Here is a 25,943-nt window from a genome sequence, read left to right as displayed (position 1 = left end):
GATCGCCCCCGTCGTCCTGTTCCCCGGCGATCCGCTGCGGGCGAAGTGGATCGCCGAGACCTTCCTCGACGACGCCGAGCTGTACTCGGAGACGCGCGGCATGCTGGGCTTCACCGGCACCTGGGAGGGGCATCGGGTCTCCGTCCAGGGCTCGGGGATGGGGCAGCCGTCGATGGCGATCTACGCGACGGAACTGTTCACGGAGTACGACGTGCAGACGATCGTCCGGGTCGGATCTGCGGCGCCTGCTGACCGAGAAGCTCGCGGTCCGCGACATCATCATCGCCAACGGCGCGAGCACCGACTCCGGGATCAACCGCGTGCGCTTCCACGGCCTCGACTTACGCCCCGCTCGCCGACTTCGCCCTGCTGCGCGCGGCGGTGGAGGCGAGCGAGTCGGAGCCGGTGTCGTCCACGGTGCACGTGGGGCCGCTGTTCTCGAGCGACCAGTTCTACAGCACCCGGCCGGAGCTCACGGAGCCCTTCGTGCGGCACGGCATCCTCGGCGTCGAGATGGAGGCGGCAGGGCTCTACACGCTCGCCGCGTTCCACGGGCGCCGCGCCCTCCGCGATCTGCACGGTCAGCGACCACATCGTCACCCGGCGAGGGAGACCACGGCCCAGGAGCGCGAGCAGACGTTCGGCGACATGGTCCGCATCGCCCTCCGCGCAGCGACCTCGGTCTGAGACTGGCCCCCTCGTCGAGTAACGTTTATACACTTCACAGGTCGCGCGGCGCCGGGGACGACCGCACAGGGCGGTCGCTGCTGCGCGCGATGAAGACGACTGGGGAGAACCATGGCCACGCAAGATCAGCTCAACACGCTTCTGGCGGACATCGAGCGCGACATCAACGGATTCATCGGGGCGTCGATCGTCGACCTGGAATCAGGGCTGCCTGCTCGCCTCGAGCTCCGTCCGTCCGGACTTCGACCTCGAGGTCGCGAGCGCGTTCAACAGCGAGATCGTGAAGAACAAGAAGCGCACGATCGATGCCCTCGGCATCGATGGCGAGCTCGAGGACATGCTGCTGACGCTGAACACGCAGCTGCACCTGCTCAAGATGCTCGACGACGATCTGTTCATCTACCTGGCCGCCGATCGCCAGGCCACGAACCTCGCCCTGCTGCGCTCCTCGGTGAACCGCCGGGTCGCCGCCCTCGGCGCGTGATCCATGAGGCCGTGGGGAGCGGCCTCGGGAGAGGGCGACAGCGAAAGACCGGTCCCGGGGAGCGGACGATGAGGCGCCCCCGACGCCGACGGACCGACCTGCCTCAGCGGTACCGGGTGATCTTCGCCGGTCCGGTGGGCGCGGGCAAGACGACCGCGGTCCGCGCTCTGAGCGACGTCGCGCCGGTGGACACCGACGTGCGATGTCGTTCGCGAGCGGTGACGGCAAGACCACCACGACGTCGGGCTCGACTACGGGACCTGGCGGCCGACGCCCGAGGTCTCCATCGCGCTCATCGGCATCCCGGGGCAGCAGCGCTTTGCGTCGGCACGGCAGCGCGTCTCGATCCCGGGCACCCGGGTGCTGCTCTGGCTGCGCGGCGACCGCGACACCCTCGTCGCCGACGCCGACGAGTGGCTGGACGTTCTCGCGGGCGAGGAGCATCGCGTCGTGATCGCCGTCAGCCACACCGCCGGACGAGCGATCGGCGATATCCGGCGCGCGCTCGCCGCCCCCCTCGCGCGACACGGCATCCCCGCTCGCGCGTCCTCGCGGCCGACGCGCGCGACCGCGACAGCGTGATGCGTGTCGCCGGCGCCGCTCTCGATCTTCCGGAGGAGAAGCCATGACCGGACCCGCCCGGCGGCACGACGGCCGCCGCGACGCCCGATCCGTCCCGCATGCACCCCGACGTCGCCGGCAACTGGGCCCTGTGGTCGCGCATCGTCGGCCCGTCGGCGCAGACCCGTCTGCAGCAGTTGGAGGAGCGCTTCCCGGAGCTGACGACCGCGGTCCTCGGCACGGCCGACGGCCTCCACATCGCCTCGCTCGGCGTCGACCAGGACGGCGGCGAGCAGCTCGCGGCGATGAACGGCTCCCTGTTCGGGGTCGCGCGAGCCGAAGCCGAGATCATCGCCGGCGGGACGGAGCCGACCCTGTCGGCCATCGTGTCGCTGTCCATCGGAGAGAACCAGATGGCCCTGCTGAGCTTCCTCCTCGCGCCGTATGGCCAGCTCCTGCTCTCGGTGTCGGCCTCGTCGTCGCAGCTCGGGACCGTGATCGTGCACGCGCGCTCCACGGCGTACGAGCTGCTCACCGCGCTCGGGGTCACGGGATCGGCGACATGACGCAGATGGGATGATCGAAGCACCATGAATCCCACGCCGCGGCTCGAACCCTCTCTCGTTCCCAGACGCGGCGGACCCCGACGCGGTCTACCTGACGTTCGTGGAATGGGCGGAGTCGACCGGTATCCGCCTCTAACCCCGCGCAGGACGAGGCGCTCATCGAGATCGTCTCCGGCGCGAACGTCATCCTGTCCACGCCGACGGGCACCGGAAAGTCGCTCGTCGCGGTCGGAGCCCACTTCGCGGCGATGGTCGGCGGCCGCCGCAGCTACTACACGGCGCCGATCAAGGCCCTCGTCAGCGAGAAGTTCTTCGCGCTGGCAGAGGTGTTCGGCGCCGAGAACGTGGGCATGGTGACGGGAGACTCCGCCGTGAACGCGGACGCCCCCATCATCTGCTGCACCGCCGAGATCCTCGCGAACCTGGCGCTGCGGCAGGGTGATGCCGCCGACGTCGGCCTCGTCGTCATGGACGAGTTCCACTTCTACGGCGACCCGGACCGCGGGTGGGCCTGGCAGGTGCCGCTCCTCGAGCTCCCCCAGGCCCAGTTCGTGCTGATGTCCGCACCTCGGCGACGTCACCACCCTCGCCGCCGACCTGACGCGTCGCACAGGACGGGAGACCGCCTCGGTCACCGGAGTGGAGCGCCCGGTCCCGCTGCACTTCTTCTACGAGACGACGCCCATCCACGAGACCATCGACGACCTGCTGAACACGGGACAGGCCCGGTCTACATCGTGCACTTCTCGCAGGCGGCCGCCATGGAGCGGGCCCAGGCCCTGTCGAGCACGAAGGTCGCGACGCGTGAGCAGCGGGGACGAGATCGCCGCCCTCATCGGCGGCTTCCGCTTCACGACGGCGTCGGCAAGACGCTCTCCCGCTTCCTCCGGGCCGGCATCGGCGTGCACCACGCCGCATGCTGCCGAAGTACCGCCGGCTCGTCGAACAGCTGGCCCAGCGCGGTCTCCTGCGCGTGATCTGCGGCACCGACACGCTCGGCGTGGGCATCAACGTCCCCATCCGGACCGTGCTGCTCACCGCGCTGACGAAGTTCGACGGCACCCGGATGCGCCAGCTCAACGCCCGGGAGTTCCATCAGATCGCGGGGCGGGCCGGACGCCGCCGGCTACGACACCGCTGGTACCGTCGTCGCCCAGGCGCCCGAGCACGAGACGGAGAACCTCGCCGCGATCCGCAAGGCCGGCGACGACCCGAAGAAGAAGCGGAAGATCATCCGCAAGAAGGCCCCGGACGGGTTCGTGTCGTGGGAGAGCCGTCGTTCCGGAAGCTCATCGATGCGACGCCGGAGACCCTGACCTCGCACATGCAGATCACCAGCGCGATGCTGCTCAACGTCATCGCCCGGGGCGATGATGTGTTCGGGAACGTCCGCCGGCTCGTCTTCGACAACCATGAGCCGCGCGCCCGGCAGCGTGCGCTCGCCCTCCGCGCCCTCGCGATCTTCCGGACGCTCCGGGAATCGGCGTCGTGGAGACGTTCGACACGGGCGTGCCCGGAGCACCGAAGGGGGTCAGGCTCACGGTCGACCTGCAGCCCAACTTCCGCGCTCAACCAGCCGCTGTCCCCCTTCGCCCTCGCGGCGTTCGATCTGCTGGACCCTTCGACGGGCTCAGGGACCCAGGAAGGCTCAGGGACCCACCCTTCGACAGGCTCAGGGACCCAGGAAGGCTCAGGGACCCACCCTTCGACAGGCTCAGGGGCCCAGGAAGGCTCAGGGACCCAGGTGGGGACGGGGTCGTACGCGCTGGACATGATCTCGATCGTCGAGGCGACGCTGGACGATCCGCGCGCCGTACTCAGCCAGCAGGAGTTCCTCGCGCGGGGCGAGGCGGTCGCCGCGATGAAGCGCGAGGGCATCGAGTACGACGAGCGCATGGAGCTCCTCGAAGGGATCACGTACCCGAAGCCCCTGGAGGAGCTCCTCGACGCCGCCTTCGAGACGTTCAGCGCTGCGCAACCGTGGATCCGGGACTTCGCCCTGCACCCGAAGTCCGTCGTCCGTGACATGTACGAGCGGGCCATGTCGTTCGGCGAGTACGTCGCGTTCTACAAGATCGCCCGCTCCGAGGGCGTCGTCCTGCGGTACCTGTCGGACGCGTACCGCGCCGCCTCCCAGACGATCCCCGAGGAGCGGAAGGACGAGGACCTCCACGACCTCATCGCCTGGCTCGGCGAGCTCGTGCGCCAGATCGACTCCAGCCTGCTCGACGAGTGGAGCGAGCTGACCGCAGGGACCGCCGCCCGCGGCGAGACCGACGAGCCGATCGTCCCGCCCGCACCGAAGCGCCTCACGAGCAACACCCGCGCCTTCCGCACGCTCGTCCGCAACGAACTCTTCCGGCGCGTGCAGCTCGCCGCGCGTGAGGACGTGGATGCGCTGGCCGAGCTCGACCCGTCGTTCGGCGCCGCCGCCTGGTCGGCCGCGCTGGATGCGTACTTCGCCGAGCACGACGACATCGGCACCGGACCGGACGCCCGCAGCTCCCGCATGCTGCTGCTCACCGAGGGTCCGACCGCCTGGACGGCGCGGCAGATCATCGACGACCCCGCCGGCGACCACGACTGGGGCATCAGCGCCACCGTCGACCTCGCCGCGTCCGACGAAGCGGGCGAGGCGGTCGTCACGGTGACGGCGGTCGACCGGCTGTGAGCGATGCGGGCCCCGTCAGGCCTGCATGACAGCGAGCACGTTCCCCGCCGGGTCGCGGAACCACGCGATGTCCGGCCCCTGCCCGTTCCCGCGGACGATGCCGCGGGAGTCCGACGGGAACTCGTCGTCGCCGTAGATCTTCGTCTGCACGCCGCGCTCGTTGAGCTCCTCGACCGCGGCGTCGACGTCCGCCACCGGGAAGTTCAGGACCGTGAAGCTCGCCGGGGTGTGGTTCGGTTTCGCGTAGACGAGGATCGACCCGCCGCGGGCCAGGCGCAGATCGAGGAATCCCATCGCGTTGACCTCGACGTCGAGCCCGAGGGTCGTGCCGTAGAACTCTTTCGCCGCGTCGATGTCGTCGACGCTGAAACCGCTGAACGCGTTCTCCGCTGTGAAGGCTGCCATGCCCCCAGCATCCGCCTCCGCACGCGCCGTGTCGAGCCCCTCTCACACGGCCGCTCGGACGAGCCTGCCCACGAGGTCGACGTAGTCCACCCCGGCCGCCGCGAACATCCGCGGCACCTGGGAGGCGGCGGTCAGCCCCGGCATCGTGTTCACCTCGTTGAGCACAGGGCCCTCGTCCGTGAGGAAGAAGTCCATCCGGGCGACGCCGTCGCACCCCAGGGCATCGAACATCGCGATCGCCGCGCGCTTGAGCGCCGTCGTGGCGGCTGTATCGAGCTGCGCGGGAACCGTGAAGCGGGCCGTGCCGTCGTACTTCGTCGCGGTGTCGAAGAGCCCGGGCGCGTGGATCTCCAGGGGCGGGGCGGCCCACCGCACCCCGCCCTTCTCCCGCAGCACGGCGACGTCGATCTCCCGTGCATGCACGACCTCCTCGACCAGGATCCGCCGGTCGAACCGCGCTGCCCCCCGCAGCGCCGTGAGCAGGTCGCCCTCCTCCGTCACCAGGCTCACGCCGTGGCTTGAGCCGGCCGTGACCGGCTTGACCACGACCGCGCCGTCGAACTCCACATCGCCGATGTCCTCCGCGGCGACCAGTCGCCCCCTGGCGGTCCGCAGCCCCACGGCCTGGGCCACCAGCTTCGTGGCCCATTTGTCCATGCCGATCGCCCCCGCCCCCAGCGCGGATCCGACCACGGGGACCCCGGCGAGCGCGCACAGCGCCGCGAGGGCGCCGTCCTCCCCGAGCGCCCCGTGCACGGCCGGGAACACGACGTCGCTCGCCGCGAGCAGCGGCAGGGCCTGCTGCAACGATGCCGCCGGACTCACGCCGGGCGGGATGCCGTCCGTCCGCCAGACGCCGTCGCGATCGATCGTCACGGCCGTGACGCTGTGTCCGCCCAGCCGCAGCGCCGCAGCGACCGCCGCGGCCGACGCGAGCGACACCTCGTGCTCCGGGTTCTGTCCCCCTCCGATGACCAGGACCTGCTTCGTCATGCGACGCTCCTCCTCACTCGCGGGCCGATGCCCGTGACGATGGTGTGCGGGATCGTGCCCGCCCACCGTGCCCAGTCCTGCACCGACGGCACCGCGCCGCCGTCCGGCCCGAACACCGACGCGACCGCTCCCCGCGGGAGCGCCCTCCCCCCGGTGTCGACGACGATCTGATCCATCGACACCCTCCCGACGATGAGGTGCCGTTCCCCTCCGATCTCCACCCCCGCACCCGGCCCGACCTCCCGCGGGATGCCGTCCGCGTACCCGACGCCCACGACGCTCAGGTGCGTGGCCGTCGCCGTCGTGTGCGTGCCCCCGTAGCCCACGACGGTTCCGGCCGGCACGGCGGCGCTGTGCACCACGGGCGCGGTGAACCGGGAGGCCCCGACCAACGACACCGTCTCGGACGGGTCGATCCCCACGAGGGCGGCCCCCACCCGCACCATGTCGAAGTGCGTGGCGGGGTCCGTGAGAGCCCCCGACGTCGCCGCGAGGTGCACGAGCAGCGGTCCGAACCCGGCGCGCAGGACCGCGTCCCTCCCCTGGCGCATCCGCAGCACCGCGGCCGCGTTCGCCCGCGGATCCGCGGCGTCCGCGCAGGGGAGGTGCCCCATCACCCCGACGACATCGATCCGTCCGCGGGCCGCCCTCGCCGTGCGCAGCAGAGTGTCCCAGTCCTCCACGGGGCACCCTCCGCGCGCCATCCCGGTGTCGAGGTGCAGGTGCACCCGCACGGAAGCTGTGGCATCGGCCGCGAGCTGGCGCAGCTCCTCGACGGAGCCCACGGCCACGTCGACCCGCGCAGCGGCCGCGAGCGGCGCGTCGATGCCCGCCGGATGTAGCCAGGCGAGGATCGGCACGCGCAGGCCGGCGTCGCGCAGCGCGACCCCCTCGGCGACGTCGGTGACCCCGAGCCACTCGGCTCCCGCGGCCACGGCGGCGGTCGCCACCGCCACCATGCCGTGACCGTAGGCGTCGGCCTTGACCACGGCCATGACGGGAACCGCAGCGGCGGCCCGCACGCGGCGGAGGTTCTCGGCGACGGCACCCGGAAGGGTGGACAGGGTCGGTGCGTGCAGGCGGGACAGGGTCGCCCCCTCCGGGAGCACCGCGGTCATCGCTGCATCCTCGGGTCTTCGGTGGCATCGGCGTACTGTGCGGGGCAGCCGTCCTCGACAGCCTCCGGTCGCAGCTCGTAGTGCCAGGACTCGTTGGCGTAGGTCTGGCAGAGCCCGTAGCGCCAGCCGCGCTGGGCGAGCCAGTCGAGGGTGGGGAGCGGACCGAGGTCGACCGCGTCGCCGGAGACGTGCGCCGAGGTCTCGGCGGTCGCCACCCAACGGCGCGCCTCCTCCTCCGAGCCGTAGTCGTCGATGGCGTCGCGGAGCAGCTGCTCCTGCAGCGTGGCCGACCGCCATCCGCTGTTCACGACGAAGGTGACCCCGTCGGCCTCGGCATCGGAGGCGGCACGCTGGAGGGCGTCGAGCAGCGCGGGGTCGAGGTTGCCGACGGCGATCCTGTCGACGTCGAAGACCGTCGGCTGATCGCCGTCGCGGATCACGCCGTCCGCCTCGCTCGGGGCGAGCACCGATCCGGTGGTCGGCGGATGCGGATCGGTGTCGGAGCCGGAGGAGCCGGTGGTGGCGGGCGTGACGATCGGGGCGGTCTCGGCGAACGCGGCCGAGAGCGACTGCTGCACGGCGACGGCGGCGACCACGGCGAGTGCCAGCACGGAGGCCGTGGTGGCGATCCGCCGACGGCGCCGTGCCCGGACGGCTCGGGGGGTGTGGAGGTCGTTCATGCTTCCAGTGAAGAGAGGACGCGGTTGCCAGGGCGTATGGCGTTTTCCATACACCGCCGATATGCCGCACTGCGTAGGATCGCTGCCATGCGTGTGCTGATCGTCGAGGACGAGCCCTACCTCGCCGAGGCGGTCCGCGACGGGCTGCGGCTCGAGGCGATCGCGGCCGACATCGCCGGCGACGGCGACACCGCGCTCGAGCTCCTGAGCATCAACGCGTACGACATCGCGATCCTCGACCGCGACGTGCCGGGGCCGTCCGGCGATGACATCGCGCGCTGGATCGTCGCCTCGGGCAGCGGCATCCCCATCCTCATGCTCACGGCCGCCGACCGGCTGGACGACAAGGCCTCCGGGTTCGAGCTCGGCGCCGACGACTACCTCACCAAGCCGTTCGAGCTGCGGGAGCTGGTGCTGCGGCTGCGCGCCCTCGATCGCCGCCGCCAGCGCGCGCGACCGCCGGTGCTGGAGATCGCCGGTCTTCGTCTCGACCCGTTCCGCCGCGAGGTCTACCGCGACGGCCGGTACGTCGCCCTCACCCGCAAGCAGTTCGCCGTGCTGGAGGTGCTCGTCGACGCCGAGGGCGGTGTGGTCAGCGCCGAGGAGCTGCTGGAACGGGCGTGGGACGAGAACGCCGACCCGTTCACGAACGCCGTCCGCATCACCGTCTCCTCGCTGCGCAAGCGCCTCGGCGAGCCGTGGCTGATCCTCACGGTGCCCGGCGTCGGCTACCGGATCGGGGCCGACCCGGATGCGTAGGCGGCGCGGGATGAGCGTCCGCCTCAAGCTGACGCTGAGTTACGCGGGCATCGTCGTCGTCTCCGGCCTCCTGCTGCTCGGCGCCGTGGCGCTCTACCTCCTGCGGTACGTCCCGGATGTGCAGATCCCCGTCGTCGAGTTCTTCGTCCCCAACCGCTCGGACCTGATCCGGGCGTTCGTACCCGTCGCCGCGATGGTGATGGTCGCCCTGCTCGCGATCGGTCTCGGCGGCGGGTGGCTGCTCGCCGGCCGGATGCTGGCCCCGCTCGACCGCATCGGCGACGCGGCCCGGCTCGCGGCCCAGGGCTCGCTGTCGCACCGGATCCGCATGGAGGGCCCGAGCGACGAGTTCCGCGACCTCGCCGACGTCTTCGACACCATGCTGGAGCAGCTGGAGGCGCACGTCTCCGAGCAGCAGCGCTTCGCCGCGAACGCCTCGCACGAGCTGCGGACCCCCTTGGCCATCTCGCAGACGCTCCTCGACGTGGCCCGCACCGATCCCGACCGGGACGTCGACGCCCTCATCGACCGGCTCCGCGAGGTGAACACGCGGGCGATCGACCTCACCGAGGCGCTGCTGCTGCTGAGCAGGGCGGATCAGCGCACCTTCTCGCGGACGCTCGTCGACCTGTCGCTCCTGGCCGAGGAGTCCGTCGAGGCCCTCCTCCCGCTCGCCGACCGCCGCGGGGTCGAGGTTGAGGTCTCCGGTGTCCCGGCGACCGTGCTCGGCTCCTCCGCCCTGCTGCCGCAACTCGTCATGAACCTCGTCGCCAACGCGATCGTCCACAACCGGGGCGACGGCGGCGGCTCCGTCGCGGTGCGCACGCACTCCCTCCCGGACGCGGTGGCCCTCGTCGTGGAGAACACCGGTGCGGAGCTCCCCGCCTCCCAGGTCGCCACGCTCGTCGAACCCTTCCAGCGCGGCACCGAGCGCACGCGGGGAGCGGAGCACGCCGGGGTGGGCCTCGGCCTCGCGATCGTCCAGCGCATCACCCAGACACACGGCGGCACCCTCGTGCTGACCCCCCGCACCGGCGGCGGCCTCATCGTGACCGTCTGGTTCCCGCACCCCTATCCCGGCTGACCCGGCTTTCGAATCGCGCGATTCGCCCTGTTTCGGCTCCGGATAGAACCATTCAGGCGATTCGAACGGAGTCGAACGGGCGTCACCAGGGGCTGGGCTCGTAGTCCTTGAGGAAGACGCCGTGGATGTCCTCGCCGGCCTCGCCGCGCACGATCGGGTCGTACACGCGGGCGGCGCCGTCGACCAGGTCGAGCGGGGCGTGGAAGCCCTCCTCCGCGAGCCGGACCTTCGTGTAGTGCGGGCGCTCGTCGGTGATCCAGCCGGTGTCGACGGCGGTCATGAGGATGCCGTCCGTCTCCAGCATCTCCCCCGCGCTCGTACGGGTCAGCATGTTCAGCGCGGCCTTCGCCATGTTCGTGTGCGGGTGGCCTGGACCCTTGTAACGCCGGGAGAACTGCCCCTCCATCGCGGAGACGTTCACGACGTACTTCCGGCGCGACGGCGACGCGGCCATCGACGCCCGCAGCCGGCTGATGAGCAGGAACGGCGCGGTCGTGTTGGCGAGCTGCACCTCGAGCATCTCCAGCGGATCGACCTGATCCACGGACTGCACCCAGCTGTTGACGCGGTTCACGTCCGGCACGAGTCCGCCCGCGTCGATCGCCGTGCCGTCCGCGTGCTTCTCCAGCGAGGACGAGCCCGGTGCCATCGCGAGCCGTGCGAGGTCTTCCGCGGTGAGCGCCTGTCCCCCCTGCTCCGCGACCGTGCCCCCGAGCGCGGCCACCGACAGCAGCGGGTGCGAATCGACCGAGGCCTGCAGCGCCTGCGGGTGCGGGTCGACGGTGTGCCCGAAGGTCTCCATCTCCGGCAGCGGCCCGTCCGGCAGCGGCTGGAGCTCCGCGTCGGCGAGCAGCGAATAGGCTCCCGGCGAGCGGCGGACCGTCTGGGCGGCGTTGTTGATGAGGATGTCGAGGGGCCCCTGCGCGGCGACCGAGTCGGCGAGCCCGATCACCTGGGCCGGGTCGCGGAGGTCGATGCCGACCACGCGCAGCCGGTGCAGCCAGTCGCCCGCATCCGGCAGGGCCGAGAACCGGCGCACCGCGTCGCGCGGGAACCGGGTGGTGATCGTGGTGTGCGCGCCGTCGCGGAGGAGGCGCAGCGCGATGTGCATGCCGATCTTCGCGCGGCCGCCGGTGAGCAGAGCGCGCTTGCCGGTGAGGTCCGTGCGGGCGGTGCGCTTGCCGTGACTGAAGCGCGCGCAGTCAGGGCAGAGCTGGTGGTAGAACGCGTCGACGAGCGTGTACGGCTGCTTGCAGATGTAGCAGTTGCGGGGTTTGAGGAGCTCGCCGGCGATGGGCGCGTCCACCACGCTCGTGGCGAGATCGTTGCCGCGCGTCTCGTCGTCGATGCGGTCGGGAGCGCCGGTGGCGGTGCGGGCGACGACGGCCTTGTCCGCCTCGGCGATCGCGTCCCGGATCTCCTTGCGCCGCACGCGCTTGACCGCCTTGAACATCGCCGCGGTCGCGTGGCGCACGGCCACGAAGTCGGGGTGCTCGTTGTCGATCGTGTGCAGCTCGGCGAGGACGCGCAGCGTCGTGGCGAGGTCGTCGGGGTCGATGCCGGGGCCCAGGTCGGGAGTGGCGTCGGGCGCGTCGGTCATTGGGCCGATTTTACGCGACAGTCCTCGGGGTCTCCTGCCGTGTGGGGTGCCGGGCGCCGCGCGGCTACGCTGGGTCCGGACGGAAGGGATGAGATGAGGAAGGCCGGCACGCTGAGGATCGTCGCTTTCGTGTGCCTCGCTCTCGCCGTCATCGGGACGGTCGCATCCTTCTCGGTCGTCCGGGCGGGCGGCGCCGACGGCGCCGTGTACCTCGGCGTGAACATCCTGCTGGCGGTGCTGGGAATCGTGCTGCTCATCGTCGGGGCACGTCGCCGACCCGGCGCCTCCCCTGGCGAATCCGGCGACTAGCACTCGCGCGGCCACCGCTGCCATGGCTCCCGCCGTCCTCGAGGAACGGCAGCGGGTCTCCTGCTCTGTCCGATCCCCGGCGTAGGGTCGACGCATGAGCAGCGCAGAATCCTTCCCGCACCCCGGCGTCGTCCCCTCCTACCTGCTCGCGCGCCTGGCCGAGTCGGGTCGCTTCCCCAAGGCCGCGGCCGCCGCCCGGCAGACGCTCACCGCCGGGCGCCCGCCCTTCCGCGCCCGCATCGACCTCTCCATCGACGAGAACGGCGACCTCGTCGCGCAGCTCTCCGATGCGCCGAACCGCACGATCAGCGACGCCGGCAACACGCAGCAGCTCCCGGGGGCCGTGGTCCGCACGGAAGACGACGAGCCGGTCGCCGACACCGCCGTCAACGAGGCGTTCGACGGCCTGGGCGCGACGTTCGAGATGCTGCTCTCCGCGTTCGGCCGCAACTCGCTCGACGACGCCGGCGCTCCCCTCGACGCGACCGTCCATTACGGCGTCGACTACGACAACGCGTTCTGGGACGGCGAGCGCATGGTGTTCGGCGACGGCGACGGCGAGGTGTTCCAGCACTTCACCGGATCGCTCACCGTGATCGGGCATGAGCTCGCCCACGGCGTCGTGCAGCACACGGCGAACCTGGAGTATCAGGGCCAGCCGGGCGCACTGAACGAGTCCGTCGCCGACGTGTTCGGCGCCCTCACCGAGCAGTACGCGCTGGGGCAGTCCACCGACCAGGCGAGCTGGCTCATCGGGGCGGAGATCTTCACCGACGCCGTGGAGGGGTCGGCTCTGCGCTCCATGATCGCGCCGGGCACGGCCTACGACGACGACGAACTCGGGAAAGACCCGCAGCCCGACCACATGAGCGGGTTCGTGCGCACGACCGAGGACAACGGAGGCGTGCACATCAACTCCGGCATCCCGAACCGCGCCTTCGCCCTCTTCGCCCTCGACCTCGGCGGCAACGCCTGGGAGCGCGCCGGCACGGTCTGGTACCGGGCGCTCACCGGCGGCCTGTCGAGCACCGCGAACTTCACGGACTTCGCCGACGCCACGGTCGCCGCAGCGGCCACGGTCGATCAGGAGACGGTCGCCGCGGCTCGACGTGCCTGGACGACCGTGGGAGTCTATGAGGATGACCGAGGACCCGACGCCGCCTGACGCCCCCGTCGTCATCGCCGTCGTGCGCTCGGGAGGGCTCGCCGGCATCCGTCGCCAGTGGCGCGTGGAGGCCGAGCCGCCGGACGCCGAGGAGTGGATCGGCCTCATCGACAGCTGCCCCTGGGACGACGACGTCGACACGGAGCCGGGGGCCGACCGGTTCGTGTGGAGCATCCGCGCCCGCACCCCCTCCGAGCGCCGGGAGCGGGAGCTGCCCGACTCCGCCGTGGACGGTCCGTGGCGCGCCCTCGTCGATGCCGTGCGGGAGGCCGCTCGCGACGCGTGAGCCCGCGGTCGCAGAGTCGCACTCCCGTCACAGGAACCCACGGATCCCTGCGACCTCGGTGGGAAACCGCGACCCCGCGCCGCCCGGGGGGTGACAATGGACACATGGGACTCTTCCAGCAGCGACCCGAGGAAGAAGAGAAGCAGTGGGGACTCCCCTCTGAACCTCTCGAGAGCTCGCCCGCAGACACGCTCGACGCCGCGCCGGCGCTCGACCCGCTGACCCTCGGCCTCGACACCCCCTCCTCGGTGAGCTCGATCGTGTTCCCGGTCGCCCCGCCCGCTCCCGAGGCCGAGAGCACCGAGAACGCCGACCCCGAGGACTGACCCCGCACGGCGTCGCACTCTCCCACTCCCGTCGCAGGTTCCGCGGGAATCCGTGCGACCGCGGCGCGAAAGTGCGTCCGCGGCCAGCGATACGGTGGACGGATGACCATCACCGCCGCCGCAGACGGCTCCGCCCTGGGCAACCCCGGCCCGAACGGCTGGGCCTGGTACATCGACGACGCGAACTGGGCGGCCGGCGGCTCCCCGCACGGCACGAACAACCAGGGCGAGCTCCGCGCCGTCCTCGAACTGCTCCGGGCGACGGCCGGCACCGACGAGAAGCTGCTGATCGAGTGCGACAGCCGTTACGTGATCGACTCCGTGACGAAGTGGATGCCGGGCTGGAAGCGCCGCGGATGGCGGAAGTCCGACGGCGGGCCCGTGCTGAACCGCGACCTCCTCGAGGGGATCGACGAGGCCCTGCGCGGTCGCGACGTCGAGTTCTCCTGGGTCAAGGGCCACGCCGGGCACCCACTGAACGAAGCCGCCGACGAGCGCGCGAACGCCGCCGCCAAGGCCTATCAGCAGAAGCAGGAGCCGCGTCGAGGCCCCGGGTTCACCCGCGCGACCGATGCCGGAGCCGCCGTCGCCGCCTCCGCGCCGGTCGCCGCTGCCGCTACGGAAGCCCCGGCATCCTCCTCCACGGCACCCTCATCCCGCACCACGACGCCCGTCGCGGAGGCGGACTTCGCCCAGCCGCTGTGGGCCGAGACCTCAGACCTCCTCGACGGACTCGACCTCGCCCAGGACGACCCCATCGTGCTCCAGGTCCCGCTGTCCCCCGACGAGCACGCCCGCCTCCGGGACCGCGCCGAAGCGCAGGGCATCACCCTGGAAGAAGCGCTCCGCCGCCTGATCTGACGGAGAGCGCGGGGCGTACACTCGCACCATGTCGACTCCCCGCACCATCGGCCGGATCTTCCTCGGCGCCTCGCTCGTGTTCGCCGGCGTCTCCCACCTCACGTTCGCCCGAGGGGAGTTCCAGGCGCAGGTGCCGGAATCGCTGCCGCTCGATCCGGACACCACGGTGCTCGCGTCCGGCGTCGCCGAGGTCGCACTCGGCTCCGCTCTCCTTCTCGCCCGTCGCCGCCGTCGCTCGGTCGGCACCGTCGCCGCTCTCTTCTTCGCCGCGGTGTTCCCCGGCAACGTGGCCCAGTGGATGCATCATCGCGACGGCTTCGGCCTCGACACCGATATGAAGCGCTTCGTGCGTCTGTTCTTCCAGCCGGCCCTCATCGCGCTGGCTCTGTGGTCCACGCGCGCCCCGCGGCGCTGACCGACCCCGCGAGAACAAACGTTCCCGCGAGAACCGGCCCCCACACTCACCCGCGCCTGAACCCGCGCGGGGGCCTGATGCGGCGTCACCCCGGGTCGGCTCCGTAGACTCGGCGGATGGCGGAAAGGACGAGGCGACGGTGAACAAGCGCACCGTCTTCGGCCTGCTCCGGCTCACCGCCGCCGCCGTCTGCCTCATCGCGCTGATCCACCGCCTCGCGTGGGGACTCGCGTCGAACACCATCGCGAGCCAGAACTTCTTCGCGTATCTGACCAATCAGTCGAACATCGCCTTCGTCGTCCTCCTGACCATCGCCGGAGTCCTCGCGCTGCGGAGAGCCCGCGATCCGCGGTGGCTCACCGTGGCGCTCGCGCTCGTGCTCACCTGGACCATCACCGCCGGACTCGTGTTCGCGATCCTGGTCTGGCAGGCCGGAGTCCGGGGGATCCGCATCGACGTGCCGTGGTCGGATCAGGTGCTGCACTTCTGGCTGCCCGCGGTGACCGTCGCGGCCTGGGCCCTGGCCCCCGGGCATCGGGCGGTGCCGTGGCGGGTGATCCCGGTGACCCTGGCGTACCCGGTTCTGTGGGGCGTCGCGACACTCATCCGCGGACCGCTGATCGGCTGGTACCCGTACTACTTCCTCGACCCGCGGCAGGTGAGCGGTCCCGTCGAGTTCACGGTCTCCTGCGCGATCGCGCTGGCCGTCTTCGCCGCCGTGGCGACCGCGCTCGTGCTCATCAGCCGCCTGCCGGACCCGTGGGACCGCGCTCGTACGGAGCCGCCGCCCGAGGACAGCGCCCCGGCCGAGGCCGCACGTGAGACGGTTCAGGCGTAGAGCGCCAGCGACCCGAGCGCCGCCTCGACGGCCTCGGCCTCCCCGAGCTCCGCGAACTCCCGCGCGGCCGCACCGCCCACGATCCCGACGAGCACGTTCTCGCCGGTCGAGGGGCGGAGGTTGATCCACGTGGGGATCGCGATGTCCTCGCCGACCGCGTGCCAGATCGCCTCGTCGCCGTCCCAGAACGGCTCGTCCCACCGCAGCCAGACCGTCTCGATCGCACCCATGCCGAGCGCGGACACGGCGCCGCGGTTGTCGAACGGCAGCGGCGGATCGAACTCGATGGCCTGCTCCTGCAGCACCCCGAGCGGCACCGTCAGCAGCACCCGGTCGAAGGAGAGGGCCTCGCCGGTGCCGAGGCGCACGCTCACGCCGGTGTCGTCCCACGCGAGACGGGTGACCGGGGAGCTCAGCCCGACCTTCACCCCGTCCAAGGTGCTCTCGATGAACGGGGTCAGATCGTCGCCGACGCCCTGCAGCGCTGCGTCCGGGAGCGGCGGGGCGAACCAGCTCGACAGGTCGGCGGCGTCGGCGCCCGTGCGTGCGGCGAGGAGCGCGAGGAGGGCGGCGGTCGCGGGATCCTCCGGGTCGATGCCGGCCGCCACCAGGGCGTCCGCCACCGAGGAGTCCTGCGGGGCGGACTGCGCCGTGGTCACCGCGGCCTCCACCGGCTGCGGATCCACGGGGTCGACGTCGCCCTCGGCGGAGCGCCACCGCGCCCCGTCGAGGTCGACGAGCTCCATGTCCCCCTCATCGATCGCATCGAGAAGCTCCGCGTCGGCGTCGCCGAACAGCCACGCGCCGAGCTGCACCGGAACCGGCCAGTCGTCGCCCGTGCGGGAGAGGATCCGACCGCCGACGCGGTCGCGCGCTTCGAACACCGTCACCTGCAGGCCGTCCTCCGCGAGCTGCGCCGCGGCGGTCGCCCCGGCGATCCCGGCGCCGATCACGGCCACCCGCTCGCCGTCCTCCGCGGCGACGGTGAGCTCCCGAGCAGCACGGCGGCCCGACCGCAGGGCGCCGCGGACGGTACCCGGCGCCTCGTCGTCGGTCGCCTCGCCCGCGAAGAAGAGCCGGTCGTCGACGGGCTGCGCGAGCGCCGTGCGGGTCGCCGCGAGCACCCCCACGGGAGTGAAGCTCGCGGCGCCCCCGGCGAACGGGTCGGTGGTCCAGGTGCTGCGGATACTGCCGCTCGGAGCGGGGACACCGGGCGGCGGCTCCGGTTCGCGCGTGCGAGTGGGGGTCGGCGTCGGTTCCGGCTCCGGCGTGCAGGAGGCGAGAAGCACCGAGACGGCACCGGCACCGGCGCCGAGGAGCAGGGTACGGCGCGTGATCCTCATCGTGCCGCCACTTTATCCCGCTTTCGCACAGGCAGAAGCGCCGGAACAGGCGGCTCTCCACGAGAACCGCCTGTTCCGGCGCGAGTGCCTGGGTGTCAGACGGACAGCAGCTCCCGCTCCAGCCGCGCGAACGAGGCCTCCATGCCGTCGGCCATGCCGGTGGCGAGGATCATGTCCCGCGTCTCCTTGTCGGGGTACTCGATGAGCACCGTCACGAGGGTCGCGCCGTCCTCCTCGTAGAGGTTGAGGTCATTGAGCGTCTCGGTCGGCATGCCCTGCATCCGCTCGGTGGTGACGGCGCGCTTCGGGGCGTCGATCAGCAGCGCCTCCCCCTCGAATCCGAACGGCTCACCCTCCGTGTCGCCCACGGGCGCCCAGGAGTTCCGGTACGACTGGCCGACCTCGGTCGCCGACACGCACTCGGTCATCTCCCACCCGTCCGGGCCGAGCATCCACTGCCGGATGAGCTCGGGCTCGAAGTGGGCGCGCCACACCAGCTCGCGCGGACCCTCGACGAGGCGGGTGATGCGCACGTGCGTGTCGTCCAGCAGCTCCACCCGCGTGCCCTTGCCCTGCGCGTAGTCGCGGAGGTCCTGCAGCACGGCGTCGAGCTGGGCCATGGCCATCCGGGTGCCCTCCACGGCGCCCATCGCGACGACCTGCTCGAGCGCCTCGGCGGACGTGAAGTGGCTCGTGTTGACCATGCGCGTGCCCTCGGCCGTCGGCTCGAACGTGAACGTCATGCGCATGGAGGGGAGGTTCGCGTCCGGCGTGCCGTCCTCGTCGGCGAACGAGTCGAGCACCGTGAAGCTGCGCGGCGCGTCGATCTCCAGGAACTCCCACGTGCCGGAGGCCTTCTCCCCGCGGGGACCGTTCATCGTGTAGACGGCTCGGCCTCCGACGGTGTGGTCCCACCGGGTGAAGGTGGCCGGCCAGCCGGGAGGACCCCAGAACCGCTCGAGCTGCTGCGGGTCGGTGTAGGCGGCCCAGACGCGCTCGACGGGCGCGGCGAGGTCGGCGACGACGGTCATGGTGAGGTTCTCGGCATCCGTGATGATGTCCGTGACAGGCATGTCAGTCTCCTTGCGATTCGGTGCGTTGACTGCTGGTGGGGCCGGTGGGGGCCGGCTTCCCCGCGGGCGGGGACGGCTCGGCCAGGAGATCGTCGAGCCGGGCGATGCGCGACCGCCACAGCTCTTCGTATCGGGCGAGGAGCGCCCTGGCGCGGGCGATCATCTCGGGGTTCGCGCGGACGAGCCGCTCGCGTCCCTCGGCGCGCTTGACGATGAGGCTCGCCGCCTCGAGCACGGCCACGTGCTTCTGGACCGCGGCGAACGACATCTCGTACTCGGAGGCGAGGGTCGAGACGGACTGCTCCCGCTCGATCGTCCGGCGCAGGATGTCCCGCCGGGTCGACGTCGCCAGTGCGTGGAACACACGGTCGACCTCCGCTTCGCTCAACTCCGTTTGTGCAACCATTTGGTTGTACGTTAAACCCGGGTCGGGAGCGTGTCAAGAGCTTTCCTGTGATTTCCGCCTTTGGATCGGACTAACGGCTTTACACCGGACTACCCGCGGCGAGATCGGACTAAGTCCGATCTAAAGCAGAGTGCTGGGGGCCGCCTCCCTTCGGAGTGGCAATGAAGCCAGCTGCGGTCGCGAGGAAAGTCAGATCGTCAGGCCGACTCATGCAGGACGACGGTCAAAACGCGCGCACATCCAGACCCCGAATACGGATGGTTGGCGGTCGGCAGAACCTGCGCCGAAACCCATACACCACCCGTTTCGGCGCCCTAACGTTTCGGCAGGGGGTTACGGCGGGGCGACGCTCGGCGTGTCGCACTTCCCCAGCACCACCACGGGTGCCCGGCCGCAAACGATCGTTTTCGGTGGTAGCCCGGGCACGACATCAACAGCGAAGTCGAGGATGATTGAGTCGTGGAGATTGAGCTGCTTTATATCGCCGGTTGCCCCAGCTGGGTTGAGGCTGGCCGTCGTGTTTCTGAGGCGCTACGAGAAACAGGCCACGACGAATCGGAGGTTCACTACCGACTCATCCGGACGGAGGAGGACGCGGGCGCAGTCTCGTTCGCGGGCTCCCCCACGATCACCCTGGATGGCAACGATCTCTTTCCGGGGTCGGGGCGAAGCAATGACCTCGCCTGCCGTATTTACAGCACCCCTGCTGGGCTGGCCGGGATGCCAACGGTTGAACAGATTCGAGAGGCGCTCTCCGCTCATGGCGACTGACGAGGACGTTGCGTGCACGTGCTGCGGGCGACATCTGCCACGCAAGAAGCTGCACGCACTCGGAGACGATCGCGCTTTCATCTGTCGACGATGCGGCTGGTGGGTGGCTCTGCGCCTACATCGCGACCGCCCGCCTGCCTAAGCGTGAACTCACTCAACGGCTGCCCACGGCGATCGCGCCGATGTAGAGGGCGAGTTGATGGGTGTCCCACCACCGCACAACGGATCTCACTCGGTGCTCTCATCCCCGGCGCGGATCATGAAAACTGCTCCGGTGATCGCTGCGGCGAAGATTACGATGTCGGCGATGTTGCCGATGAACCAGTTTCCGTAGGCGAGGAAGTCCACGACGTGACCACGGGCGAATCCGGGGTCCCGGAAAAGGCGGTCGCCTGCGTGTGAGGCGGAAGCGCCGCCGAGCGCGCCGATGACGATCGCCCATCTCACGCGTTGCACTCGGAACGCGAACACGATCGCTGTGACCGTGGCGGCGACAGCGAGCAGCGCGAACACCCAGGTGAAGCCTTCCCCGAAGGAGAATGCCGCTCCGGGGTTATAGGCGAGCTGCAAACCCAGCAGGTCACCGATCAGCGGGATGCGCTCACGGTCGGTGAGGGTCGCTTCGGCCCACACCTTGGTTCCCTGATCGATCAGCACGACGACCACGGCGATCAAGAGCGCTCCACCAGTGAGCTGCCGCCGCCGGGTCGACGACAGCTTGCGCGCAGCGGGCGGATGAGCCTCTGACTGGGAGGAGGTCATGCGAGCACCTCGATCAGACGGACGATGACCCCAGATTCGATCAGGATGAACAGGCCCAGGCCGATGAACACGGCCGGTACGAGCCAGTGCTCGACGCGCTCCAGCCCCTCGGTAACAGCCTTGTTGGTGCCGATCAGCCGGCCGGCCGCGCACCAGACCGCGACGAGGATGAGGAACACGACGATCATGATCGCGACGTCGACTGGGGTGCTGGTGCGGAAGATTGGCGTGTAGAGGGAGATATTGTCGGCCCCGTTGGCGATCGTGATCCCTGCGACGCCCCATAGTCCGACCGCGGTGATCTTGGAGTCGTCGTCGTCATTGTCGCCGTTGCGGCGCAAGCCGCGAATGAGCGTCCACACGCCGATGCCGAGCGGGATCAGACCCAGGAACCCGACCCATTCGTCCGGAACGATCGTGAGCCCGAGCGCGGCTATCACACTGATCACGACCAGGGTGATGAACCCGAGATACTGGCCTGCGATGATCTGCCACGGGCGGGGTTTCCCTCGACTGGAGGCGAGGAACAGCACGGTGAGCACGACGATGTCGTCGATGTTCGTCGCCGCAAAAAGGCCGATCGCTGAACCGATGGTGGCGAGCATCAGCTTTCCAGTCGTGGCGTGCGGGCGGCACGCAGGCCGTTGAGGATCACGATGACCTCCGCGACCTCGTGGACCAGGACGACAGCCGCGAGCCCCAGGACGCCGAAGAGCGCGAGCGGGAGCAGGGCGGTGATGATCAGCAGCGACAGGATGATGTTCTGGTTGATGATCCGTCGACCGCGCCGGGCGTGATCGAACGCCCGCGGGATGAGGCGCAGATCATGGCCGGTGAAGGCCACGTCGGCGGATTCGATCGCTGCGTCGGAGCCTGTCGCGCCCATCGCGATGCCGACGTCTGCGCTAGCGAGGGCCGGGGCATCGTTGATGCCGTCGCCGATCATCGCGACCGGTCCTGCCTTCGACAGTTCTGCGATCGCGGTCGCCTTGTCCTCCGGGCGCAGCTCCGCTCGCACGGCGCTGATCCCGGCCTGCGCAGCCAGAGCACGAGCGGTCCGGGCGTTGTCGCCGGTGAGCATCGTCACGCCGACGCCCTGGCCGGTGAGTGTCCGGACTACGTCAGAGACTTCAGGGCGCAGCTCGTCACGGACGCCGATCGCGGCGACCGGTGACCCGTCGCGGTGCACGATGACGACGGTCATGCCCTGCTCTTCCAGCGTTGCGACCCGCTCGACGAGGTCGCCGGCGTCCAGCCAGCGGGGACTGCCGACGGTGATTCTCGATCCGTCGACGGTGCCGTCAATACCGTGGCCGGCCTGCTCGGTCACATCTGCAGCTGCCGGTGTCCCCGAGGCTGCGGCGGTGATTGCTGAGGCAAGAGGATGTGTGCTGTGCTGCTCCAGGGCAGCCGCCCACGCCAACGCCTGGACCTCGGTTACACCGTTCGTGGTGAGCACGGCGGTGACCACGGGCTCGTTGCGGGTGAGGGTTCCGGTCTTGTCGACGGCGACGTGCCGGACCGTCCCGAAGCGCTCGAAAACGGCGCCGGACTTGATGATCACACCGAACTTGCTCGCCGCACCGATCGCAGCGACGACCGTCAGCGGCACCGAGATCGCCAGCGCACACGGGGAGGCCGCGACGAGCACGACGAGCGCGCGGGTGATCCACACCTCGGGGTCGCCCAGCAGCGAACCGATGATCGCGACAAGCGCTGCGAGGATCAGCACGCCGGGCACCAGCGGGCGGGCGATCCTGTCCGCGAGACGAGCACGCTCGCCCTTCTCGGTCTGTGCTTTCTCTACCAGTTCGACGATCGTGGTGAGCGAGTTGTCGGTGCCCGCAGCCGTCGTTTCGACCTCCAGCGCGCCGGCGCTGTTGATCGCGCCGGCCGACACAACATCGCCAGGCTGGACCTCGACCGGGATCGACTCCCCAGTGATCGCCGAGGTGTCCAGGCTGGAGCGACCGGAGCGGACGATCCCATCCGTTGCGATCCGCTCGCCCGGGCGGACCACCATGACCTGACCGACCATAAGCTCTCTCGCTTGCACCTGCACAGCGTTGCCGCCCTGCAGCACGGTCGCTGTTTCCGGGACGAGCTTCAGGAGCGCCCGTAGCCCCCCGCGGGCCCGGTCCATCGCCTTGTCTTCGAGCGCCTCAGCGATCGAGTACAGGAACGCCAGAGCCGCGGCCTCCTCGACGTATCCGAGGACGACTGCACCGATGGCGCTGATGGTCATCAGCAGTCCGATGCCGAGCTTGCCCTTGAACAGCTTTCGTATCGCGCCAGGCGTGAACGTCGACGCACCCAGCAGCAGACCGGCCCAGAACAGCACGAGCGCCGGAATCTCGAGGCCGGACCACTCGAGGATCAGGCCGACGAGGAACGCAACGCCGGAAAGGACCGGCACCATGATCCCGCGGTCCCTCCACCACGGCCGCTCAGCCTCTTCGTGTTCCTCTCCCGCCGGGGCGGCGGACTCGTGCTCGCAGCCGCACGCCGCGCTCACGCGTCAGCCCCTGCTCCGCAGCAGCCCGGCACCGTGCAGGCCGAGTCCACACACGGCGCGTGCTCGTCCACAGCCAGCGTCACATCCACAAGCGCGAGGAGGGCCGCGGCGAGATGAGGGTCGGCGATCTCGTAGCGGGTTTGCCGGCCCTCAGGCTCGGCGACAACGATCCCGCAGTCACGCAGGCAGGTGAGATGGTTCGACACGTTGGAGCGCGTCAGCTCTAGCTCACGGGACAGGACTGCGGGGTAGCTCGGGCCACCGAGCAGAGTCATGAGAATCCGAGAACGCGTAGGATCAGCCATGGCGCGGCCGAGCCGGTTCATGACGTCGAGACGAGAAGCAATGGTCAGCATAAGCTGAACTATACAGTCTCCGCTGACCTATTTCCTATGCGGTCAAGCCAATGCCCTCAGGGCATGGTCTTCGAGCCCGAAAGAACGCTGCCGCCCAGAATGCACAGGCGAGCTCGACGCGTCTCTGACATGAGCCGTCTTCTGGTTCCGGACGCGCTCCGTGGGTTCGCGATTGTCGCGATGCTCATCGCGCACGCTGCTCCGTTCGTGCCGAACGCACCGTGGGCGGTGCAATTCGTCACGGCGAACTTCAGTAGTGTCGCGTCGCCGCTCTTCGCACTCGTCATGGGCATGTCGGCGGAGCTTGTGTGGAGACGCGGCGGCGCTGCGGGGGTGACGTTGCTGCAACAGGCTCTGCGTGGCCTGTTCCTCATCGTCCTGGGTGTGTGGATGGCCACGTGGGGCTCCTGGCTGGCGGTCATCCTGAGCTATCTCGGGCTGCTCATCATCCTCGGCGCGCCCCTTCTACTCCTGCGCAGCTCGGTCGTGATCGCCGCGACAGCGGTCCTTGTCCTGGCCAGTCAGCCATTGCTGAGCGTCGCACGCACCTGGATTTGGGTCTACACCGCGCCGCCGCCCGTGCGTGAGGTCACGACCTGGATGTTCCTGGGCCCTCAGTATCGGGTGGTCAACCTGTTGCCGGTGTTCCTCATCGGTGCCCTGTTGATCCGTCACGGCTTGAAACGCGATCGCTTGTTGTGGATCATGGCGGCTGTGGCGCTGTTGGCGTATCTTGCCTGGGGTTTCGGGCAGCGCTTCGGCACGGTGTTATCGGGGGACTACCTGGACTCTCTGAGGGATATTGGCTTGGTGTTCGCCGTCTACGTCTGCGTTGTGCTGGGGGCTACGGTGAGGCGGGAGCATGCAGAGCGTTTTTGGGGTGCTGTCTTTGTTCCCCTGTGCGCGTGCGGTCAGGTGGCGTTGTCCCTGTACTTGCTGCACGGCGGTCTCATCGCACTCTGGAGTAACGCGTATGGCCGCCCTGCCGAGAACTTCTACTTGGGATGGCTGGTGATCGTTCCGGGCATGATCGGGGCGGGTTGGGTGTGGTGGCGGTTTGTTGGAACTGGTCCAGTTGATGGGTGATGGGCTGGCTCAGCGGACGACGTCCCAAGGCTTTCTCGCTTCGCCCGTAGAACGGGCGCGTGGCTCACGGGTTCGCAAGAAGACTTGATTGGTGGGGCTGGTATCATCCTGAGGTCATGGTCGTCCACGGTCGCGCTCACAAATGCGTTAGCCGAGCCGACGAGTTCCTGATAACGAAGATCATTACAGCCCTCGGGCTGGCGCTTCTTCTCGTTGTCGGAGCATGGCCGGGCGGCCATCGTGACGTGACAGATACGACTCCGTATCTGAGCACGACATCCTCGTCGTCACTAGGGACGCCTTCTGTCGGCCAGGACTCCGCTGGTTCCGGTGAAAGCGTTGTCGGCGCGACCGCCGAACAATTCGTGACCGGGGATACCGCAAACGACATCGTGATCGGTGTTGCCGGGTGCCTCTTGGGTATCATCTGCTGCTTCTTGGTGCTCATCGTCACGCGGACCTTCCGCCGGCACGTCCCCGGTTCTCACATTCGCGAACGTTTGCCGCGCGCACCATCACTGGCGGCCATGACGGGGCGCCTGTTCGCATTGCCTCCTTCTCTCACACAGCTTTCTCTGTCGCGGACCTGACTCTGGCGGCGCCATCTCTTCGATGGCGCTCCACTGGTCGCCCTCGTTCGTTGTGTGTGTTTGGAGTGTCTATGAAATCTTCCGTGAAAGCGGTACTTGTCACCGTTGCTCTCGCCGTGGTGTTGCTGGTCGTCGCGCTGGTCTTCGTCCTTGTCAATCAGAATCGAGCTGCCGCACCCGAGACGGGGACCGCTGACGGTCCACAGGTCGTCCGTGAGAACTCGCATGTCCTCGATGACGGAGGGGAAGGGGCGGTGACGGTTGTCGAATTCCTCGATTTCGAGTGCGAGGCCTGCGGTGCGTTTTATCCCCTCGTCGAGGATCTCCGCGGCAAGTTCGATGGCGAGATCACGTACGTGATCCGCTACTTCCCGCTGCCTGGTCACCTCAACTCGAAGAACGCCGCAATCGCTGCCGAAGCCGCAGCGCAGCAGGGGCGGCTGGAAGACATGTATCACCGCCTGTTCGAGACGCAGCCTCAATGGGGTGAGGCTCAAGAGTCTCGTGCGGACCTGTTCCGGGGGTTTGCGGAGGAACTCGGATTGGACATGGCCGCGTTCGATGATGCGGTCGCTGATCCGGCGACAGCAGAACGGGTCCAGTTCGATCTCGACGAGGGTGAGCAGCTCGGTGTCAGCAGTAACCCCCTCGTTCTTCATCGATGGAGAGCCTGTCGTGCTGGAAACGTGGACCGACCTGGAGGACAGCATTGAAGCCGCGGTGAACGGTGCTGAATGATGGCGCGTTCGCTATCGCACCGTCGCGTCATCATCGTTGGCGCCGGGCATTCCGGATTGGCGACAGCCGCCGCGCTCAGGTCCTCCGGGCTTGAGCCACAGAAAGACTTCGTGATCATCGATTCTGCACCCCCCGGTCAACGAAGCTGGGCCACACGGTGGCAGTCGATGAAACTGCGCAGTGCGGCACGCCACAGTGTCGTCCGCGGGTTCCCTTTCCCGGGCGATGAAGATCGTCATCCGAGTGCGGATGAGATGTCCGACTATCTGTCTTCGGTGGAGAAAGCCATCGGTGTGAAGACCGTGTGGAGCACACGAGCTCTTGGAGTCAACCGGTTGGGCGACGGATCCACGCTGCATCTGTCGACCTCCGCCGGGGAAGTGCAAACACGAAATGTGGTCTGTGCAACGGGAGCTGCCGCCGTGCCGCGCATACCGGGGTGGCGCCAGGAACTGGCAGTGCCCGGTGTTGTGCTGCATTCCAGCCAGTACCTCG

At 69.5% G+C, this 25,943-nt stretch carries 31 protein-coding genes and 2 pseudogenes; 21 read left to right on the top strand and 12 right to left on the bottom strand.

What is annotated here, in order from left to right; translation table 11 throughout:
* Nucleotide 1: 1 nt before the first annotated feature.
* The 7 genes and pseudogenes from AB1285_RS17745 to AB1285_RS17715 all read left to right on the top strand — a co-directional run.
* Nucleotides 2-181 (top strand): annotated as a pseudogene (locus AB1285_RS17745) (purine-nucleoside phosphorylase); the annotation flags it as partial.
* A 200-nt stretch (nt 182-381) separates the two neighbouring features.
* Nucleotides 382-687, top strand: a complete 306-nt coding sequence (locus AB1285_RS17740; protein WP_429977565.1) for a hypothetical protein — start codon at nt 382-384, stop codon at nt 685-687.
* A gap of 280 nt (nt 688-967) precedes the next feature.
* Entirely contained in the window at nt 968-1,171 is a 204-nt protein-coding gene (locus AB1285_RS17735) for a hypothetical protein (protein WP_429977564.1), read from the top strand.
* A 360-nt stretch (nt 1,172-1,531) separates the two neighbouring features.
* The gene (locus AB1285_RS17730) at nt 1,532-1,753 is read left to right on the top strand and encodes a hypothetical protein (protein ID WP_429977563.1); all 222 of its coding nucleotides are present in this window, start codon (nt 1,532-1,534) and stop codon (nt 1,751-1,753) included.
* Nucleotides 1,754-1,851: 98 nt separating this feature from the next.
* On the top strand, nt 1,852-2,298 hold the full coding sequence (locus tag AB1285_RS17725; protein ID WP_429977562.1) for a hypothetical protein: 447 nt from the start codon (nt 1,852-1,854) through the stop codon (nt 2,296-2,298).
* 158 nt (nt 2,299-2,456) lie between these two features.
* Entirely contained in the window at nt 2,457-3,275 is an 819-nt protein-coding gene (locus AB1285_RS17720; RefSeq protein ID WP_429977566.1) for a DEAD/DEAH box helicase, read from the top strand.
* Nucleotides 3,215-4,969, top strand: coding sequence for a DUF3516 domain-containing protein (locus AB1285_RS17715; protein ID WP_429977561.1), 1,755 nt, complete (start codon nt 3,215-3,217; stop codon nt 4,967-4,969). Before AB1285_RS17720 ends, AB1285_RS17715 begins: the two co-directional genes overlap by 61 nt.
* Before the next feature lie 15 nt (nt 4,970-4,984).
* Here the strand turns inward: AB1285_RS17715 and AB1285_RS17710 are convergent, their stop codons facing one another.
* Genes AB1285_RS17710 through AB1285_RS17695 form a run of 4 tightly spaced genes read right to left on the bottom strand, consistent with a single transcriptional unit; the run spans nt 4,985 to nt 8,165 of the window.
* Complete coding sequence (locus AB1285_RS17710; protein ID WP_370428070.1) at nt 4,985-5,374, bottom strand: VOC family protein; 390 nt, start codon at nt 5,372-5,374, stop codon at nt 4,985-4,987.
* 42 nt (nt 5,375-5,416) lie between these two features.
* Nucleotides 5,417-6,367 (bottom strand): D-alanine--D-alanine ligase family protein, encoded by a 951-nt coding sequence (locus tag AB1285_RS17705; protein ID WP_370428071.1) that lies wholly within the window; start codon nt 6,365-6,367, stop codon nt 5,417-5,419.
* Nucleotides 6,364-7,485: an alanine racemase gene (gene alr / locus AB1285_RS17700; RefSeq protein ID WP_370428072.1), complete on the bottom strand. Its 1,122-nt coding sequence runs from the start codon at nt 7,483-7,485 to the stop codon at nt 6,364-6,366. Before alr ends, AB1285_RS17705 begins: the two co-directional genes overlap by 4 nt.
* Nucleotides 7,482-8,165 carry a M15 family metallopeptidase gene (locus AB1285_RS17695; protein ID WP_259951900.1) on the bottom strand — a complete coding sequence of 228 codons (684 nt, stop codon included), beginning with the start codon at nt 8,163-8,165 and terminating at the stop codon, nt 7,482-7,484. The genes alr and AB1285_RS17695 overlap by 4 nt, the downstream gene beginning before the upstream one ends.
* 87 nt (nt 8,166-8,252) lie before the next feature.
* Between AB1285_RS17695 and AB1285_RS17690 the strand changes: the two genes are divergently transcribed.
* Nucleotides 8,253-8,924, top strand: coding sequence for a response regulator transcription factor (locus AB1285_RS17690; protein WP_259951898.1), 672 nt, complete (start codon nt 8,253-8,255; stop codon nt 8,922-8,924).
* Between the two features lie 10 nt (nt 8,925-8,934).
* Nucleotides 8,935-10,008 carry a sensor histidine kinase gene (locus AB1285_RS17685; protein WP_311198654.1) on the top strand — a complete coding sequence of 358 codons (1,074 nt, stop codon included), beginning with the start codon at nt 8,935-8,937 and terminating at the stop codon, nt 10,006-10,008.
* Nucleotides 10,009-10,090: 82 nt separating this feature from the next.
* On the opposite strand, the gene AB1285_RS17680 is transcribed toward AB1285_RS17685, so the two are convergent.
* A complete protein-coding gene (locus tag AB1285_RS17680; RefSeq protein WP_187663018.1) occupies nt 10,091-11,608 on the bottom strand; it encodes an SDR family NAD(P)-dependent oxidoreductase in 1,518 nt (505 codons plus the stop codon).
* A 93-nt stretch (nt 11,609-11,701) separates the two neighbouring features.
* On the opposite strand from AB1285_RS17680, the gene AB1285_RS17675 reads away from it, so the two are divergent.
* From AB1285_RS17675 to AB1285_RS17645, 7 genes are all read left to right on the top strand, one after another.
* The gene (locus AB1285_RS17675) at nt 11,702-11,917 is read left to right on the top strand and encodes a hypothetical protein (RefSeq protein ID WP_187663017.1); all 216 of its coding nucleotides are present in this window, start codon (nt 11,702-11,704) and stop codon (nt 11,915-11,917) included.
* 94 nt (nt 11,918-12,011) lie between these two features.
* Nucleotides 12,012-13,082 (top strand): M4 family metallopeptidase, encoded by a 1,071-nt coding sequence (locus AB1285_RS17670; protein WP_268777426.1) that lies wholly within the window; start codon nt 12,012-12,014, stop codon nt 13,080-13,082.
* A complete protein-coding gene (locus tag AB1285_RS17665) occupies nt 13,057-13,368 on the top strand; it encodes a protealysin inhibitor emfourin (RefSeq protein ID WP_187663015.1) in 312 nt (103 codons plus the stop codon). The genes AB1285_RS17670 and AB1285_RS17665 overlap by 26 nt, the downstream gene beginning before the upstream one ends.
* 104 nt (nt 13,369-13,472) lie before the next feature.
* A complete protein-coding gene (locus AB1285_RS17660) occupies nt 13,473-13,694 on the top strand; it encodes a hypothetical protein (protein WP_268777427.1) in 222 nt (73 codons plus the stop codon).
* A gap of 102 nt (nt 13,695-13,796) precedes the next feature.
* Nucleotides 13,797-14,555: a ribonuclease H family protein gene (locus tag AB1285_RS17655; RefSeq protein WP_370428073.1), complete on the top strand. Its 759-nt coding sequence runs from the start codon at nt 13,797-13,799 to the stop codon at nt 14,553-14,555.
* A 28-nt stretch (nt 14,556-14,583) separates the two neighbouring features.
* Nucleotides 14,584-14,970, top strand: a complete 387-nt coding sequence (locus AB1285_RS17650) for a DoxX family protein (protein WP_187663012.1) — start codon at nt 14,584-14,586, stop codon at nt 14,968-14,970.
* Nucleotides 14,971-15,109: 139 nt separating this feature from the next.
* On the top strand, nt 15,110-15,808 hold the full coding sequence (locus AB1285_RS17645; protein ID WP_370428074.1) for a Pr6Pr family membrane protein: 699 nt from the start codon (nt 15,110-15,112) through the stop codon (nt 15,806-15,808).
* Here the strand turns inward: AB1285_RS17645 and AB1285_RS17640 are convergent.
* The 3 genes from AB1285_RS17640 to AB1285_RS17630 all read right to left on the bottom strand — a co-directional run bounded on the left by AB1285_RS17640 (nt 15,799) and on the right by AB1285_RS17630 (nt 18,630).
* Entirely contained in the window at nt 15,799-17,151 is a 1,353-nt protein-coding gene (locus AB1285_RS17640; protein ID WP_370428075.1) for a flavin monoamine oxidase family protein, read from the bottom strand. The two genes, AB1285_RS17645 and AB1285_RS17640, sit on opposite strands and share 10 nt — an antisense overlap.
* Nucleotides 17,152-17,246: 95 nt before the next feature.
* Entirely contained in the window at nt 17,247-18,224 is a 978-nt protein-coding gene (locus AB1285_RS17635; RefSeq protein ID WP_259951878.1) for an SRPBCC family protein, read from the bottom strand.
* A gap of 1 nt (nt 18,225) precedes the next feature.
* Nucleotides 18,226-18,630 carry an ArsR/SmtB family transcription factor gene (locus AB1285_RS17630; RefSeq protein WP_370428076.1) on the bottom strand — a complete coding sequence of 135 codons (405 nt, stop codon included), beginning with the start codon at nt 18,628-18,630 and terminating at the stop codon, nt 18,226-18,228.
* Between the two features lie 459 nt (nt 18,631-19,089).
* On the opposite strand from AB1285_RS17630, the gene AB1285_RS17625 reads away from it, so the two are divergent.
* On the top strand, nt 19,090-19,401 hold the full coding sequence (locus AB1285_RS17625; RefSeq protein WP_029153956.1) for a hypothetical protein: 312 nt from the start codon (nt 19,090-19,092) through the stop codon (nt 19,399-19,401).
* Between the two features lie 228 nt (nt 19,402-19,629).
* Here AB1285_RS17625 and AB1285_RS17620 read toward each other — a convergent pair whose 3' ends face one another.
* From AB1285_RS17620 to cmtR, 4 genes are read right to left on the bottom strand one after another with little or no spacing between them, the layout of a single operon-like run.
* Entirely contained in the window at nt 19,630-20,163 is a 534-nt protein-coding gene (locus AB1285_RS17620; RefSeq protein WP_029264099.1) for a signal peptidase II, read from the bottom strand.
* Entirely contained in the window at nt 20,160-20,768 is a 609-nt protein-coding gene (locus AB1285_RS17615; RefSeq protein ID WP_017201915.1) for a cadmium resistance transporter, read from the bottom strand. The genes AB1285_RS17620 and AB1285_RS17615 overlap by 4 nt, the downstream gene beginning before the upstream one ends.
* The gene (locus tag AB1285_RS17610) at nt 20,768-22,678 is read right to left on the bottom strand and encodes a heavy metal translocating P-type ATPase (protein ID WP_040568236.1); all 1,911 of its coding nucleotides are present in this window, start codon (nt 22,676-22,678) and stop codon (nt 20,768-20,770) included. Before AB1285_RS17610 ends, AB1285_RS17615 begins: the two co-directional genes overlap by 1 nt.
* Entirely contained in the window at nt 22,675-23,034 is a 360-nt protein-coding gene (cmtR, locus tag AB1285_RS17605; protein WP_017201917.1) for a Cd(II)/Pb(II)-sensing metalloregulatory transcriptional regulator CmtR, read from the bottom strand. Before cmtR ends, AB1285_RS17610 begins: the two co-directional genes overlap by 4 nt.
* Nucleotides 23,035-23,163: 129 nt before the next feature.
* Between cmtR and AB1285_RS17600 the strand changes: the two genes are divergently transcribed.
* The 4 genes and pseudogenes from AB1285_RS17600 to AB1285_RS17585 all read left to right on the top strand — a co-directional run.
* Nucleotides 23,164-24,120: an acyltransferase family protein gene (locus tag AB1285_RS17600; RefSeq protein WP_017201918.1), complete on the top strand. Its 957-nt coding sequence runs from the start codon at nt 23,164-23,166 to the stop codon at nt 24,118-24,120.
* Nucleotides 24,121-24,179: 59 nt separating this feature from the next.
* Nucleotides 24,180-24,710: a hypothetical protein gene (locus AB1285_RS17595; protein WP_151460098.1), complete on the top strand. Its 531-nt coding sequence runs from the start codon at nt 24,180-24,182 to the stop codon at nt 24,708-24,710.
* A gap of 71 nt (nt 24,711-24,781) precedes the next feature.
* Nucleotides 24,782-25,448 (top strand): annotated as a pseudogene (locus AB1285_RS17590) (DsbA family protein).
* Nucleotides 25,445-25,943: NAD(P)-binding domain-containing protein (locus AB1285_RS17585; RefSeq protein ID WP_429977560.1), on the top strand; the 499-nt coding region annotated here is incomplete at its 3' end. The pseudogene AB1285_RS17590 and the gene AB1285_RS17585, both read left to right, overlap by 4 nt.

The sequence above is a fragment of the Microbacterium sp. NRRL B-14842 genome (assembly GCF_050470785.1).
The sequence above is the reverse complement of the archived record's forward strand: the minus strand, read 5'-3'. Positions and strand labels throughout refer to the sequence as shown.

Bases quoted from the DNA above. Each gene is read 5' to 3' on its own strand.
- AB1285_RS17665 (WP_187663015.1), top strand. From the start codon at position 13,057: ATGACCGAGGACCCGACGCCGCCTGACGCCCCCGTCGTCATCGCCGTC.
- AB1285_RS17675 (WP_187663017.1), top strand. From the start codon at position 11,702: ATGAGGAAGGCCGGCACGCTGAGGATCGTCGCTTTCGTGTGCCTCGCT.
- cmtR (WP_017201917.1), bottom strand. From the start codon at position 23,034: ATGCTGACCATTGCTTCTCGTCTCGACGTCATGAACCGGCTCGGCCGC.
- AB1285_RS17685 (WP_311198654.1), top strand. From the start codon at position 8,935: ATGAGCGTCCGCCTCAAGCTGACGCTGAGTTACGCGGGCATCGTCGTC.
- AB1285_RS17635 (WP_259951878.1), bottom strand. From the start codon at position 18,224: ATGCCTGTCACGGACATCATCACGGATGCCGAGAACCTCACCATGACC.
- AB1285_RS17630 (WP_370428076.1), bottom strand. From the start codon at position 18,630: ATGGTTGCACAAACGGAGTTGAGCGAAGCGGAGGTCGACCGTGTGTTC.
- AB1285_RS17715 (WP_429977561.1), top strand. From the start codon at position 3,215: ATGCTGCCGAAGTACCGCCGGCTCGTCGAACAGCTGGCCCAGCGCGGT.
- AB1285_RS17680 (WP_187663018.1), bottom strand. From the start codon at position 11,608: ATGACCGACGCGCCCGACGCCACTCCCGACCTGGGCCCCGGCATCGAC.
- alr (WP_370428072.1), bottom strand. From the start codon at position 7,485: ATGACCGCGGTGCTCCCGGAGGGGGCGACCCTGTCCCGCCTGCACGCA.
- AB1285_RS17710 (WP_370428070.1), bottom strand. From the start codon at position 5,374: ATGGCAGCCTTCACAGCGGAGAACGCGTTCAGCGGTTTCAGCGTCGAC.
- AB1285_RS17650 (WP_187663012.1), top strand. From the start codon at position 14,584: ATGTCGACTCCCCGCACCATCGGCCGGATCTTCCTCGGCGCCTCGCTC.
- AB1285_RS17620 (WP_029264099.1), bottom strand. From the start codon at position 20,163: ATGACCTCCTCCCAGTCAGAGGCTCATCCGCCCGCTGCGCGCAAGCTG.
- AB1285_RS17690 (WP_259951898.1), top strand. From the start codon at position 8,253: ATGCGTGTGCTGATCGTCGAGGACGAGCCCTACCTCGCCGAGGCGGTC.
- AB1285_RS17640 (WP_370428075.1), bottom strand. From the start codon at position 17,151: ATGAGGATCACGCGCCGTACCCTGCTCCTCGGCGCCGGTGCCGGTGCC.
- AB1285_RS17600 (WP_017201918.1), top strand. From the start codon at position 23,164: ATGAGCCGTCTTCTGGTTCCGGACGCGCTCCGTGGGTTCGCGATTGTC.
- AB1285_RS17670 (WP_268777426.1), top strand. From the start codon at position 12,012: ATGAGCAGCGCAGAATCCTTCCCGCACCCCGGCGTCGTCCCCTCCTAC.
- AB1285_RS17615 (WP_017201915.1), bottom strand. From the start codon at position 20,768: ATGCTCGCCACCATCGGTTCAGCGATCGGCCTTTTTGCGGCGACGAAC.
- AB1285_RS17705 (WP_370428071.1), bottom strand. From the start codon at position 6,367: ATGACGAAGCAGGTCCTGGTCATCGGAGGGGGACAGAACCCGGAGCAC.
- AB1285_RS17655 (WP_370428073.1), top strand. From the start codon at position 13,797: ATGACCATCACCGCCGCCGCAGACGGCTCCGCCCTGGGCAACCCCGGC.
- AB1285_RS17695 (WP_259951900.1), bottom strand. From the start codon at position 8,165: ATGAACGACCTCCACACCCCCCGAGCCGTCCGGGCACGGCGCCGTCGG.
- AB1285_RS17725 (WP_429977562.1), top strand. From the start codon at position 1,852: ATGCACCCCGACGTCGCCGGCAACTGGGCCCTGTGGTCGCGCATCGTC.
- AB1285_RS17660 (WP_268777427.1), top strand. From the start codon at position 13,473: ATGGGACTCTTCCAGCAGCGACCCGAGGAAGAAGAGAAGCAGTGGGGA.